Source organism: Cyanobium sp. BA20m-p-22, from assembly GCF_024346275.1.
Classification (GTDB): Bacteria; Cyanobacteriota; Cyanobacteriia; order PCC-6307; family Cyanobiaceae; genus Cyanobium_A.
On sequence record NZ_JAGQCQ010000081.1, the window covers coordinates 1 to 11,906 of the forward strand.

The 11,906-nt window shown below is 64.8% G+C and carries 16 protein-coding genes; 7 read left to right on the forward strand and 9 right to left on the reverse strand.

Annotated features, from left to right (window positions below; all coding sequences use genetic code 11):
• Positions 1-557, reverse strand: a 557-nt coding sequence (locus tag KBZ15_RS08825) for a hypothetical protein (protein ID WP_255014821.1), incomplete at its 3' end; no start/stop codon positions are given.
• Between the two features lie 303 nt (positions 558-860).
• Positions 861-1,361: a thioesterase family protein gene (locus KBZ15_RS08830; RefSeq protein WP_255014822.1), complete on the reverse strand. Its 501-nt coding sequence runs from the start codon at positions 1,359-1,361 to the stop codon at positions 861-863.
• Between the two features lie 178 nt (positions 1,362-1,539).
• Here KBZ15_RS08830 and KBZ15_RS08835 point away from each other — a divergent pair, with 178 nt between their 5' ends.
• The gene (locus KBZ15_RS08835) at positions 1,540-2,700 is read left to right on the forward strand and encodes a cyclopropane-fatty-acyl-phospholipid synthase family protein (protein WP_255014823.1); all 1,161 of its coding nucleotides are present in this window, start codon (positions 1,540-1,542) and stop codon (positions 2,698-2,700) included.
• Between the two features lie 57 nt (positions 2,701-2,757).
• Here the strand turns inward: KBZ15_RS08835 and KBZ15_RS08840 are convergent, their stop codons facing one another.
• The gene (locus KBZ15_RS08840) at positions 2,758-3,102 is read right to left on the reverse strand and encodes a DUF2752 domain-containing protein (protein ID WP_255014824.1); all 345 of its coding nucleotides are present in this window, start codon (positions 3,100-3,102) and stop codon (positions 2,758-2,760) included.
• 52 nt (positions 3,103-3,154) lie between these two features.
• The gene (locus tag KBZ15_RS08845) at positions 3,155-4,339 is read right to left on the reverse strand and encodes an NAD(P)H-quinone oxidoreductase subunit H (RefSeq protein ID WP_255014825.1); all 1,185 of its coding nucleotides are present in this window, start codon (positions 4,337-4,339) and stop codon (positions 3,155-3,157) included.
• Positions 4,340-4,439: 100 nt separating this feature from the next.
• On the opposite strand from KBZ15_RS08845, the gene KBZ15_RS08850 reads away from it, so the two are divergent.
• Positions 4,440-5,045: a hypothetical protein gene (locus tag KBZ15_RS08850; protein WP_255014826.1), complete on the forward strand. Its 606-nt coding sequence runs from the start codon at positions 4,440-4,442 to the stop codon at positions 5,043-5,045.
• Complete coding sequence (gene rsmH / locus KBZ15_RS08855; RefSeq protein ID WP_255014827.1) at positions 5,038-5,922, forward strand: 16S rRNA (cytosine(1402)-N(4))-methyltransferase RsmH; 885 nt, start codon at positions 5,038-5,040, stop codon at positions 5,920-5,922. Before KBZ15_RS08850 ends, rsmH begins: the two co-directional genes overlap by 8 nt.
• Here rsmH and KBZ15_RS08860 read toward each other — a convergent pair.
• Complete coding sequence (locus tag KBZ15_RS08860; protein ID WP_255014828.1) at positions 5,915-6,682, reverse strand: hypothetical protein; 768 nt, start codon at positions 6,680-6,682, stop codon at positions 5,915-5,917. The two genes, rsmH and KBZ15_RS08860, sit on opposite strands and share 8 nt — an antisense overlap.
• 154 nt (positions 6,683-6,836) lie before the next feature.
• Between KBZ15_RS08860 and KBZ15_RS08865 the strand changes: the two genes are divergently transcribed.
• Complete coding sequence (locus KBZ15_RS08865) at positions 6,837-7,346, forward strand: DUF456 family protein (protein WP_315859867.1); 510 nt, start codon at positions 6,837-6,839, stop codon at positions 7,344-7,346.
• Positions 7,347-7,427: 81 nt separating this feature from the next.
• Here the strand turns inward: KBZ15_RS08865 and KBZ15_RS08870 are convergent, their stop codons facing one another.
• The 4 genes from KBZ15_RS08870 to KBZ15_RS08885 all read right to left on the reverse strand — a co-directional run bounded on the left by KBZ15_RS08870 (position 7,428) and on the right by KBZ15_RS08885 (position 9,809).
• Positions 7,428-7,904: an aldo/keto reductase gene (locus tag KBZ15_RS08870; RefSeq protein WP_255014830.1), complete on the reverse strand. Its 477-nt coding sequence runs from the start codon at positions 7,902-7,904 to the stop codon at positions 7,428-7,430.
• Positions 7,858-8,256, reverse strand: a complete 399-nt coding sequence (locus KBZ15_RS08875) for a type II toxin-antitoxin system VapC family toxin (protein ID WP_255014831.1) — start codon at positions 8,254-8,256, stop codon at positions 7,858-7,860. The genes KBZ15_RS08870 and KBZ15_RS08875 overlap by 47 nt, the downstream gene beginning before the upstream one ends.
• Positions 8,257-8,264: 8 nt before the next feature.
• The gene (vapB, locus tag KBZ15_RS08880; protein WP_197151981.1) at positions 8,265-8,501 is read right to left on the reverse strand and encodes a type II toxin-antitoxin system VapB family antitoxin; all 237 of its coding nucleotides are present in this window, start codon (positions 8,499-8,501) and stop codon (positions 8,265-8,267) included.
• Between the two features lie 171 nt (positions 8,502-8,672).
• Complete coding sequence (locus tag KBZ15_RS08885) at positions 8,673-9,809, reverse strand: cysteine desulfurase family protein (protein WP_255014832.1); 1,137 nt, start codon at positions 9,807-9,809, stop codon at positions 8,673-8,675.
• Between the two features lie 20 nt (positions 9,810-9,829).
• Between KBZ15_RS08885 and KBZ15_RS08890 the strand changes: the two genes are divergently transcribed.
• The 3 genes from KBZ15_RS08890 to KBZ15_RS08900 all read left to right on the forward strand — a co-directional run.
• Positions 9,830-10,330 (forward strand): hypothetical protein, encoded by a 501-nt coding sequence (locus tag KBZ15_RS08890; RefSeq protein ID WP_255014833.1) that lies wholly within the window; start codon positions 9,830-9,832, stop codon positions 10,328-10,330.
• Positions 10,331-10,350: 20 nt separating this feature from the next.
• On the forward strand, positions 10,351-11,100 hold the full coding sequence (locus tag KBZ15_RS08895; protein WP_255014834.1) for a response regulator transcription factor: 750 nt from the start codon (positions 10,351-10,353) through the stop codon (positions 11,098-11,100).
• Positions 11,101-11,106: 6 nt separating this feature from the next.
• A partial coding sequence (locus tag KBZ15_RS08900; protein ID WP_255014835.1) for a pseudouridine synthase occupies positions 11,107-11,906 on the forward strand: 800 nt, incomplete at its 3' end.

The following is an 11,906-nucleotide window of genomic DNA, read 5'->3' on the forward strand; positions in this document are numbered from 1 at the left end:
GAGATCGAATTAGGGAAAGTGGTTGAATTGAGATCGGCTTGAACATGTTGATGTACCAGAATGCTGTCTGCAGCAAAGTTGTTAGCTTCTATAGGCGGTAAATTGTTGCCCAGCAGGGTCCCTTCTGCGGGAAGTCTTTCCTTTGCTGAATTAAGCCCGGTTAGGATGTCTGCGGCTTCTATGCTCTGGTCTGCTCTGCTCGCTGCGCTGATCTGTTCATTCCGGCCTATTTGATTCTCAGGATCGATGCTCAGGCCAGGCAAATGGCCTGTCAGTAGAGCTAATTCGTGCTCGAATCCTCTTGAAGAATCAGGGCTTTGATTGGAATCATCTAAACGCGTGATATTACTTGAATCGCCAGGTTCGTTATTGTTCGCGGCTTGGGAATAGTCCTGGGATTGGCCTGGATCCAGATTTGTTTCTGCTTGAAAATCTATAGATCTGCTAGCCCCTGGAGAGGCACTAGAATGTGCCCCGGAATTAATCAGTAGCTCATCAAGCTCTGATGCCTGCCCGTGGAGACCCGAAGAGTCTTCGTAGACCCCTCCAAGGGCCATTGATGTCTTAGTGCCTGATTAAGAAAGTTACACTAGCGTGGTTGGGCATGGTGTGGCTTCGACTTTTATCTGGGTTTCCAGCCAGGGCTGGGGATCGTCGAGCCGATAAGGACCGGCTGAAAATTTTCTGTAGCCTATGCTACTCATTTGCCTCTGGCTTCTTTCTGGCGCCTTTGGTTTTTGCAGGAAGCTCTGTTCTTGGGCTATCGGGCTGCCACAACCTTTCAGGCCTGCGTTCTGTAGCAGTTGGAGCCCGGCCTGCTACGGCAGCCAGTGATTGAGGCGAAACCGTGCCGCCTTGCCCTAGAGGGGTTGTGCCCCCTGCTCCTGCCGCGAGGCCTCCAGCCAGCGTTCGATTGCTGCCGGCAGGGGGCAGCGCCTGCGGTTGTCGGCGCTGATGGCCATATGCCGAGTCAACCCCCGGGCGACCTCCTGCTCGCCACTGCGGAAGCCATATTTCAGCTCAAAGCAGCCCGGATCGATCCGCCGGGGCTCCAGTTTGATCGCCAGGGGATCGCCGCAGGCCAGGGGCGCCAGGAAGTCGGCTTGGCAATGGACGATCGGCAGGGCGACGGCAGGGGTATGGCCCGGCCGCGGGAACACCTCCGCCGCAGCAATGCCGAAGCGCTCCAGGCTCTCCTCGTAGGCCTCATGGCACCAGCCCAGCAACTGGTGGAAGTGCATCACGCCGGCGGCGTCGGTGTCACCGAAGCGCACGCTGCGGCAGAGCAGTAACCAGCTGCCGGGGTCAACTCTCTCTGGTGCGGAGCCATCCGCCTCTGTGCCAAGGGCCCCAGCGGTCATGAGCTTGCTTGATTTAATAGCCAACTCTGCCCTGTTCAGGTCTCCGCTGCGGCAGGGCTGAGCAGTGCTGCTGTAAATCGAAGGCCAGGCCTGGTTGTCCCCTTTCATATAGCTGTAAAGAAAGTAACCAGCTGCCCACTGGCCATCGAAATCTGGCTGAGGCTGGATCTAGCGAGAAATGATCAACCCGAGAGTTTATATGACTACTGCAAGCCTCGATCAGTCCTCTGACCTTTCCCGTTTTGATCCCAAGGTGTTGCGTCAGCCTTCCGCCGGCTCGCTTGGTTATCGCTGCAGCCGCCTCCTGGCAGCGGGCTTCAACAGCACCCAGATGGCGATGGCCGAAGCCTATATCAATGGTCTCGAAATTCCAGATGCTCTTTATCGAGGCATGATCCATGCCTCGATGCCATTTCTGTTCCGCCACTTCCCCGCCTTGCTGGCGCCTTACGAATGGGTGCTTAACGAGTCGGATCGGATCGCCGAATCAGCCAAGGAACTGATGGACATTCAGTACGACCGGCCGCAGCAGATGCTGAATCAGATGCTGGGTGACTGGGAACCCATCTATCCCAAATACAGCACTGGGTTCTGGGAAAAAGGCGCTGAGGATCTGGAAGCATCCCAGCGACACATGATTGACCAGATGATTGATCGGTTGGGCATTGAGGATGGCGATCACCTTCTCGACTTTGGCTGCGGCTGGGGCTGTGTGCCCAATTATATTCTTTCTAAATTTCCCAATTTGCGCTGTACCGGCGTAAATCTCAGCCGAGGTCAATGCGCCTACATGCGAGCGAAGATGAACGATCCGCGCAGCCAGCTGAGCTCGGGGCGATTCACCCTCGTAGAGGGCGACATTAATGAGGTGGTGTTCCCGGAAAAATTTAGCAAGATCATCTCCGTTGGGGTGTTTTGCCATGTGGGTAATCTCACAAAGGCCTTCGCCAGACTGGCCTCCTTGCTGCAGCCCCAGGGGAAGGCTTTGATTCACATCATCACCGTGCGGATTCCGAATAACATGTCCTCAGGTTTTACTGATAAGTACATTTTCCCCGGCGGTCGCTATTGGAACCATGACGCCATTCCAAGTCACAGTGTCGACCTCAAAACCGTTCAGCGTTGGTATATGAATGGATCCAACTACCATCAGACGCTCACCGCATGGCTCGATCGATTCGATGCTTCGCAGGACTTTGTAAGCCACTTGGACTATGGCATGGAGTATGCCAAATTTAGGCGCATCTGGCGATTTCACCTGTTGTTGCTTGGCACAATTTTTGCCACCTGCGATGGTGAATTCAATGGTAATGGCCAATACTTAATGACCCATGCCTGAGTGCTGAAGGCAATCTGTTCCCCCATCTGTTCCCTCCTCTGCCCCTCCTTGCTGCCCTCACCTCGAGGGGAAGGCTCCCGGCCCCAGCCGCAACATCCAGTAGCCCAGCAGCCCCGCGGCCGCCCAGGCCAGGGGCCAGGTGGGCAGAGTGCGGGGTCGCAACCGTCGCTTTCGAATCGCCGCGATGCTCCACCAGATCAGCCCCGCGGCCACCAGCGGCCCGAAGGCGTGCTGCTCCAGCGAACCCGCCAGATCCCCCCGCAACGCCAGCTCGGTGGCCCGGGTGAGAAAGCAGGTGGGGCAGGGGATGGCCGTGAGCGCCCTCAGTGGGCAGCTCCAGCCCGGCAGGTGGGAGTAGCCGCCCTTGAGCCAGAGATAGACGGTGAGGCCGGCGGGCAGCAAAAAACCTGCCTGTTGAATTCGGCGCAGAAACGGGGTCAGCAGTTAAGGCTATTCAGCGATCTACCGAGCCCATGATCACGTCGATCGAGCCGAGGATCGCCATGATATCGGCTACTTTGGCCCCCTTGAGAATGTGGGGCAGGATCTGCAGGTTGTTGAAGTCGGCAGCGCGGATCTTGAAGCGCCAAGGGGTGACGTCGTCGTTGCCCTGGATATATACACCGATTTCGCCCTTGCCAGATTCCAGCCGGGTGTAGAGCTCACCGCTTGGAATCTTGAAGGTAGGGGCCACTTTTTTGGCCACGTATTGAAAATCGAAGGCCGAGGACGGGCCACCTTTGCCTTCTGCAAGCTTGCGGGCCTCGAGGTTTTCGGTGGGCCCCCCGGGGATCATCTCGCAGGCCTGGCGCAGGATCTTCAGGGATTCGCGCATTTCTTTGACGCGAACGCGATAGCGGGCAAAGCAATCGCCCTCCTGTTCTGTCACCACCGACCAGTCGAAGTCGTCGTAGCACTCGTAGTGATCTACCTTGCGCAGGTCCCAGGGCACGCCCGAGGCGCGCAACATTGGGCCTGACAGGCTCCAGTTGATCGCCATCTCGCGGCTGATCACCCCTAGGCCCTCGATCCGCCGCCGGAAGATCGGGTTATTGGTGATCAGCTTCTCGTATTCGTCGATCTTGGGACCAAACCAGTCGCAGAAGTCGAGGCACTTTTCCAGCCAGCCGTAGGGCAGGTCTGCGGCTACACCACCAATGCGGAAATAGTTGTTGTTGATCAGTCGCTGACCGGTGGCCGCTTCCCAGAGGTCGTAAATCATTTCCCGCTCCCGGAAAATGTAGAAAAATGGCGTTTGTGCGCCCACGTCCGCCAGGAAGGGGCCAAGCCAGAGCAGGTGGTTGGCGATGCGGTTGAGCTCCAGCATCAGCACGCGGATGTAGCTGGCGCGCTTGGGCACCGGCACATCGGCCAGCCGTTCCGGCGCGTTCACCACAATCGCTTCGTAAAACATGCCGGCCGCATAGTCCATGCGGCTCACGTAGGGCACGAACATCACGTTCGTGCGGTTTTCGGCGATCTTCTCCATGCCGCGGTGCAGGTAGCCGATCACCGGCTCGCAATCCACCACGTCTTCACCGTCGAGGGTCACCACCAGCCTCAACACCCCGTGCATTGAGGGGTGGTGGGGGCCGAAGTTGACCACCATCGGCTCCGTGCGCGTTTCCAGCTGCGTCATGGGGCCGTGGCTTGTAGGGCGTTCATACCAGCTTAGGAAACCTTGTGGCCCCGTAGTCACTCTCCCTAAAGTTGGCCGAGATTCCCGCGGCAGCTCACCCATGGCCCGGCGACAACGCTCTTTCCTGCACCGCCTCCTGGCCCGGCCTGCAGGGGCTCTGTCGGCCTGGTTGCTGGCCCCGAGCCAGCGTCGTGCTGCCCAGGTGCGCCAGCGCTTGGTTGGCAGCCTGGTAACGGCGCTGCCCCCGGCCGTACAGGCCAACGACCAGGGCCTGGTGATCGTGCAGGGTGCCCTGGCCCTGAGCCTGGCCGATGGCCGCTTTGGCCAGCAGGAATGGGAGCTCTACCGGGAATGCCTGGCTCGGCTCAAGCTCTCCGATAGCCAGCTGCGCAGCATCAACATGCGGGACAGCCCCGACCTGGGCCGCATCGGCGCGGGTCTGGCCGCCCTTGGTGATGGCGCCCACCGTCTGGCGGTGGGTCGTTGCTACTGCCTGTTTGCGGCGGCCGATGGTGAGGGGGGCGCGGCCGAGTTGGGCCTGCTGAAGACCCTGCTGGAGGCCCTCGGCCATCCCGAGCTGGAGCAGGAGCTGCCGGCCCTCTGCCTCCAGTTCCGCCAGAGTGAATCCTGGCTGGCTAAGCAGCGAGCAGCCTGGGGAGAGCGGCTGGCCCGTTGGCTGCTGCCCTCCGCGGCAGCCCATGGCTGACCCCGAAGGCGCCGCCTTTGTCCACCTGCCGGTGCTGGCCCAGCCGCTGCTGGAGAGCTTTGCCGAGCTCGAAGGATTGCTGATCGATTGCACCCTCGGCGGCGGCGGCCACAGCGCCCTGCTGCTGCAGGCAAATCCCGGCTTGCACCTGGTAGGGCTGGACCAGGATCCGAGCGCCCGTGCCGCCGCCGCCGAGCGCCTCGCCCCGTTTGCTGATCGCGTCACGATCGTGGCCACCAACTTTGCCGACCACATCCCGGCCGAGCCGGCAGTGGCGGTGCTGGCCGACCTGGGGGTGAGCAGTCCCCAGCTCGACGTGGCGGCGCGGGGCTTCAGTTTCCGGCTGGCCGGCCCGCTGGACATGCGCATGAACCCCGAGGCCGGCGAGACCGCCGGGGAGTTGATCGACCGGCTGGACGAGACGGAGCTGGCCGACCTGATCTATGCCTACGGCGAGGAGCGCCTGTCGCGCCGCATCGCCCGCAAGATCAAGGAGCACCTGGTCGAGCAGGGGAGCTTCAGCGGCACCGCCGCCCTGGCCTATCTGATCGCTGGCTGCTACCCCCCCAAGGCGCGGCGGGGCCGCATCCATCCCGCCACCCGCACCTTCCAGGCCCTGCGTATCGCCGTGAACGATGAGCTGGGTGTTCTCGATCGGCTGCTGACGGCGGCGCCGGATTGGCTGGTACCTGGCGGCCTGTTCGGGGTGATCAGCTTCCACTCCCTGGAGGATCGGCGCGTGAAGACCGCTTTCCTCAGCGATGGGCGGCTGGAGCGGGTGACTCGCAAGGCGATTCAGGCCACGCCGGAGGAGGCGGAGGCGAATCCGCGCAGCCGCAGCGCCCGGTTGCGGGTTGCGCGGCGGCGGCTCAGTTGAGCAGGCCGGTGCGGTCTTCGCTGCCGAACAGCTGGCGGTAGGCGGCGGTGGAGATGCACAGCACCACCGGAACCACAACCAGCAGCCCGCCGTAGCTGAACAGGGCGGCAATGGAGTGGATCACCCCTTCGACAATGCCGAGCCAGAGCACCATCCACCAGCTGGGGTTCACCCCTTTAATGCCGGTGCCGATCGTGGCGGTGGCCTTAGGGGTGCCAAACAGCGACACCTGGATCAGGAATTTCTGGGTGACCAGCAGCCAGATGAAGAAAATGGCCACCACGACCATCGGGATCACGGTGAGGGCCTCGTTGAGCTTGCCCAAGCCGGCACCGATCAGGGCGGCGATGGCCCCGGCGACGGCCACCAGGATTGCCAGCAGGATGGCTGAACCGAGCAGGCGGGCGCTGGCGGGGCGGTCCCAACGGGTGAAGTCGGCGAAGCAGGGCTTGCGCCCCTCCAAGCTCAGCCAGGCGCCGCGGGTCAGGCCGACGACGGTCCAGAGGGCAACGATCACATAGCCGATCACGCCAACGATCAGGGCCATCCAGGCGCCGACGGGGTGCACGCCCATCAGCTCGTTGACTTCGGCCAGGCGGGCTCCGCCCACGGCGCTGAGGGCTGCAAATGGCAGCAGGATCACCGCAGAGAGGGCTTCAAACAACAAAAAGACCCAGGGAGCCCGACAGAAGGCTGCCCAGCCCTCTTCGACAGCCTGCAGCACATTGAGGCGGCTGTCGCCTGCGGGAGTAGGGGCCATGGTCAGAGGTAGTTGGGCCTGACGGTAGCGATCGAGACAGGTTCCCGCACCCGGCCCGTAACGGTTTGGTGGCAGGGCCGGTTTTTATGGTTGGCCTGTTTTGATGAATGGTCGTGTTTGGTGAATGATCCAGTTTGGTGATTGAGCAAGTTTGGTGATTGAGCCAGCGCTGGTCTGGTGGTTTGCCCTGGGGATCCAGCTGCTGGCGATCCCCGGCTCCCTGCTGCCCGTGTTGCCGGGTTTGGCCTTGCTGCCCCTGGGGGCCCTGCTCTGGCTGTGGGCGGTGGGCTGGAATGCCGCCTGGCCGCCGCTGCTCCTAGCCGGGCTGCTGTTGCTGCTCGGCTGGGCGGCTGAGGCCCTTGGGCTGCTGCTTGGACCTGCCCGGCTGCAGGCCAGTCGCTGGGCCCCGATCGGGGCGGGCTTGGGGCTGTTGGCGGGACTGCTGGGCATGTTGCCGGCCTTGCCCCTGGGCGGACCCGTGCTGGGCCTGGTGCTGGGCCCCTTTCTGGGGGCGAGCCTGGCCCAGTGGCTGGCGGCCCGCGGCGCCCCAGGGCGGGCCTTACAGGTGGGGTTGGCGGTGGTGGCGGGGATGCTGGTGAGCCGCCTGGCCCAGGCCCTGCTCGCCCTGGTGGGGGTGCTGGGCTTCATCTGGCTGACGAGCTGAGCCGCAGCTCACCGCGAGGCTGGGGAGTCAAAGATCGGTGCCATCGAGTGCGTAAGGCGGTCGTTCGCTAATTGCTTGGGGTCAGGTCCACTGCCCTTGAAGGACTCGGCTGCGTCGCAGGTGAGCTCCAGCAGACGGGCATCGCTCGAATGTGAAGCTGGCCCGGCTGAGGCTGCGCAGATGCATAGCGGCGCTGTGCTGTCCATGACCGGTGATGCCAATGTGGCGGCACAATCCCTCCTCGCGCGCTGAGAAGAGCGAGGCGACTGCGCCGTTGGGGGCGAAGGCCTGCTCCCATTCATCAGCTTCGACCAAGTTGTGCAGTTGGATCAGGTCTACCGAGTCGACACCCATCCGTTCGAGGCTTCGTTCCAGTTCGGCGCGGGCTGCGGAACCTTCGCGCTCGCCGGTCTTGGTGGCCAAAAATATTTCGTCGCGTTTGCTGGCGAGCCAAGGGGCGAGCCGTTGCTCGGAGGTGCCCCACCGTGCTGCGGGCCTGAGGCGAAGGGTCTCAGATCCATTTATCCAGCAGCAGCCCCGGCACCCGGTTGAACTCACGCAGATTGTTGCTCACCAGGGTGAGCCCTTCGCTGCGGGCGTGGGCCGCAATGTGCAGATCGTTGACGCCGATGGGTTGGCCTTTTCGTTCCAGATCGGCGCGGATCTGGCCATAGTGCTGGGCCGCTTTTGGCCCATAGGCGAGCACCTCGAGACGGCTGCAGAAGTTCTCCACAACCGCCAGATTGCGGCTGGGATCGCTGCTCTTTTCGCAGCCATGCAGCAGTTCCGCCAGGGTGATCGTGGAGATTGCCATATGGCCAGCGTGGCGATTGAAGCTGCTCAGAAGCTCCTGGGGCCTTTGCTTGATCACGTAGATGCAGAAATTGGTGTCGAGCAGATAGCGGAGCATCGGCTGATTCAGAGCGATTCCCGCTCGCTTTGACCCTGGGATGGGCGCTCAGCCAGAAAGTCGTCGGAGGCGGTGGGGCCGTCGCGGAAAAAGCTGTCCCAGCTGCTGCCCACCGGGGCGATGATCCGTTCCTGGCCGCAGGCGCGCACTTCAACGGCCGTCACGGAATCCGGCAGGCGCAGCGGGGCCGGGATGCGCACGGCCTGGCTGCGGTTGCTGAGGAAGAGCTTGGTGACCGCCACCATGGCTGCTGCGCAATGGGATATCCATGCAGGCTATCCCATGGGACTGGCGGTTGGCTGGCTCTGGCGTCTGAGGCCTCAGCTGAGCAGGGTCACCTCAAGGGCTGTGGACGTGGCTCCGCTGCCGTCGACGTGACGGGGTGTGCGGTCCTGCCGCTCTGCGATGGCGGACCTTCAGCGGCGCAGCGCGATGACCGCCTCCGTCACCGCCGCGAGGGCCAGATCGATCTCGGCCTCCGTGCTGCCCCGGCCGAGCCCGAAGCGGATTGAGGCGGCCGCCTCGGTGCGGCTGCGGCCCAGGGACGCCAGTACATGCGAGGGGCTGCCGGAGCTGCAGGCCGAGCCGCTGCTCACCGCCAGCTGGCGGCGCAGTAATTGGTGCAGCTGCTGGCCGTCGACGCCCTCGACGGTGACGTTGAGGTTGTGGGCCAGCCTGGGGGCCAGGCAGCCGTTGAGCCCCACCCCCCCCAGCTGCTGCAGTCCGGCCCAGAGCTGGTCGCGTAGGGCCCCAAGCCGAGCGGCCCGGTCGACCCGGTCGGCTTCGGCCAGCACCAGCGCCTCCCCCAGCCCCACGATCAGGGGCACAGCCAGGGTGCCGGCCCGCCGCCCGTTCTGCTGGCCGCCGCCATGCAGCTGGGGCGCCAGGCCTAGCCCTGGCCGCACCAGCAGGGCACCCACCCCCTTGGGCCCGTAAAACTTGTGGCCGCTGAGGCTGAGCAGGTCGATGCCCAGCTCCGCCATCGCCAGGGGGATGTGGCCGGCGGCCTGGGCGGCATCCACGTGCAGCAGCACGCCGCGGCGCTGGCAGAGGGCGGCGATCGCGGCCAGGGGCTGGAGCACGCCGATCTCGTTGTTGGCGGCCATCACGCTGACCAGCAACACGTCGTCGCCCAGGGCCGCCTCGAGCCGGGCCAGATCCACCAGGCCATCGGGCGCCACCGGCAGTAGCTCCAAGGGGAAGCCGTGGCGGCCCAGATAGGCCAGGGGGTCGAGCACGGCCCGGTGCTCACTCACCAGGCTCAGCAGGCGCCGCCGCGGTTTGCCCTGCTCCAGGGCCAGCTCGCAGGTTCCCTTGAGGGCCAGGTTGTTGGCCTCGGTGGCGCCGCTGGTGAAGATCACCGCCTGGGGAGGGGCGCCCAGGGATTGGGCCAGCTGGCCGCGGGCCCTCTCCACGGCGGCGGCGGCCTCCAGGGCCGGGCGGTAAAGGCGGCTGTCGGGGTTGGCCCAGTGCTCGTTCCACCAGGGCGCCATTGCGGCCACAACCGCCGGATCGCAGGGCGTGGTGGCGTGGTGGTCGAGGTAGGCCAGCATGGAGCTGCGTGCAGGAGTCCATGTTGCCAACCAGAACCCTTGCCCTGGTGGCCCTGGCCGCCCTGCTGGCGCCGCCAGTGTGGGCCGAGGGCGGCGGGGTGCGGCCCGAGGACGCGCGGCCGCCGGGGCTGATCCTGCTGGAGGAGCGTCCGGGGCTGGGCGGCAAGCAGGCCTTCGGCATCTATGGCGCGGTGGCCGATCCAGCCAATCCAGGCCTGTGGCGGATCAAGTTCTGGGATGAGCAACCCAATAATGTCCAGGTCCGCAGCGAAACAATTCGCTGCACCCCTGAGGCGCCGCTGCGGGTGACCAGCAATGGGTTCACCTTCTTTGTGCGGACCCTCAACCCCGGCGGCGCGATCACCCCGGCCAACCGGATTGACCAGCTGGTGTGGTGGGCCACCTGTTTCCCCGAGCAGGCCGGCAAGGACCCGGCTGGCCTGGCGGCCCTGGCCCGCCAGCTGGGCTACAGCGGCACGCTTCGGGAATCCGAGCAGGCCCTGCCTGGCCCACCCCGCTGAACCCCTGCAGACTGGCCCCCATGAACCCAGAATCCACTACCCCCCCCGAGCAGGACGCTGCCCAGCAAATCCCCCAGGCAACTCCGGTGCGCCTGCTGCTGGTGGACGACGAACCGGGACTGCGCACGGCCGTCAAGGCCTATCTGGAGGATGAGGGCTTTGCGGTGACCACCGCCGTTGACGGGGAGGAGGGCTGGGCCATGGCCCAGGAGATGCTGCCTGACGTGATCCTCAGCGACGTGATGATGCCCCGCCTCGATGGCTACGGGCTGCTCAAGAAGCTGCGGGCCGATGAGCGCCTGGGCGGCACGCCGGTGATCTTTCTCACCGCCAAGGGCATGACGGCCGATCGCGTCACCGGCTTCCAGGCCGGCTGCGACGACTACATCCCCAAGCCCTTCGACCCCGACGAGTTGGTGGCTCGGGTCAATAACGTCGTCAACCGCCAACAGCGTCTGCTGGCGGAGGCTGCCCGCTTCGCCGACGCCGACATCGGCCAGCTCTCCAAGCAGATCACCGAAATCCGCTCCCTGCTCGCCACCGGTGGCACCAAAAAGCCGCTCAGTGCGCCTGAGCACGTGTTCACGCCGCGGGAGGCCTCGGTGCTGCAGCTGGTGGCAGAGGGGTTGATGAACAAGGAGATCGCCCGCCGACTGGAAACCTCGATCCGCAACGTCGAGAAGTATGTGAGCCGGCTATTCATCAAGACCGGCACCGCCAGCCGCACCGAGCTGGTGCGCTACGCCCTCGAGCACGCTCTGGTGGTGTAACCCGTCTTGGCGAGCGAGAGGCTGAACCGCGGCCATGCCTACCGCGATCGGGTGGGTCCAGCTGATGCCGGCGAGCTGACCAGTGCCCTCTACGCCGCCCGCTATCCCCATTCCCCTAGGCAGGTGTGGCTACAGCGGCTTGCCGTCGGTGAGGTCTGCAGGAACGGCCAGCAGCTCCGGGCCGATGGGCCCCTCGCAGCCGGGGATGATCTGATCTGGCATCGGCCCCCCTGGCACGAACCCGCCGTGCCGGAGTTGCCAGGCCCCCTGTTCGATGACGGGGACCTGCTGGTATTTGATAAACCCAGCGGCCTGCCCGTGTTGCCGGCGGGGGGCTTCCTGGATCACACCCTGCTGGCCCAGCTGCGATTGCGCTGGCCGGCGGCCCGGCCCGTGCATCGCCTGGGCCGCTTCACTTCGGGATTGCTGGTCTGCGCCCGCTCCCGCGCCGGCCGCGCCTGGCTGAGCGCCCTGCTGCGCGAGAGCTCCAGCCCTTTGGCCGCCCGCTCGGGCCCCTGCCGCAAGACCTACCGGGCCCTGCTCCAGCCCCCCGTCCCCGGCTCGGCCCTGCTGGCCCTACACCCCGGCGAGAGCCTGGAGCTGGCCACCCCGATCAGCCGGCGCCCCCACGGGCGGCTGGGGAGCATCTGGGCCGCTGCCCCGGCAGCCAGCGCCGATCCCGCCGCCCTGCCGGCCTCCAGCGCGCTGCGCCTGCTGGAGCGGGGCGAGGGCTCCTGGTTGGTGGAGGTTGCCATCGCCACGGGCCGGCCCCACCAGATCCGTATCCACACCGCCGCCGCCGGGGC

Bases quoted from the DNA above. Each gene is read 5' to 3' on its own strand.
- KBZ15_RS08850 (WP_255014826.1), top strand. From the start codon at position 4,440: ATGGCCCGGCGACAACGCTCTTTCCTGCACCGCCTCCTGGCCCGGCCT.
- KBZ15_RS08895 (WP_255014834.1), top strand. From the start codon at position 10,351: ATGAACCCAGAATCCACTACCCCCCCCGAGCAGGACGCTGCCCAGCAA.
- KBZ15_RS08830 (WP_255014822.1), bottom strand. From the start codon at position 1,361: ATGACCGCTGGGGCCCTTGGCACAGAGGCGGATGGCTCCGCACCAGAG.
- rsmH (WP_255014827.1), top strand. From the start codon at position 5,038: ATGGCTGACCCCGAAGGCGCCGCCTTTGTCCACCTGCCGGTGCTGGCC.
- KBZ15_RS08845 (WP_255014825.1), bottom strand. From the start codon at position 4,339: ATGACGCAGCTGGAAACGCGCACGGAGCCGATGGTGGTCAACTTCGGC.
- KBZ15_RS08875 (WP_255014831.1), bottom strand. From the start codon at position 8,256: ATGCTCCGCTATCTGCTCGACACCAATTTCTGCATCTACGTGATCAAG.
- KBZ15_RS08835 (WP_255014823.1), top strand. From the start codon at position 1,540: ATGATCAACCCGAGAGTTTATATGACTACTGCAAGCCTCGATCAGTCC.
- KBZ15_RS08890 (WP_255014833.1), top strand. From the start codon at position 9,830: ATGTTGCCAACCAGAACCCTTGCCCTGGTGGCCCTGGCCGCCCTGCTG.
- KBZ15_RS08885 (WP_255014832.1), bottom strand. From the start codon at position 9,809: ATGCTGGCCTACCTCGACCACCACGCCACCACGCCCTGCGATCCGGCG.
- KBZ15_RS08860 (WP_255014828.1), bottom strand. From the start codon at position 6,682: ATGGCCCCTACTCCCGCAGGCGACAGCCGCCTCAATGTGCTGCAGGCT.
- vapB (WP_197151981.1), bottom strand. From the start codon at position 8,501: ATGGTGGCGGTCACCAAGCTCTTCCTCAGCAACCGCAGCCAGGCCGTG.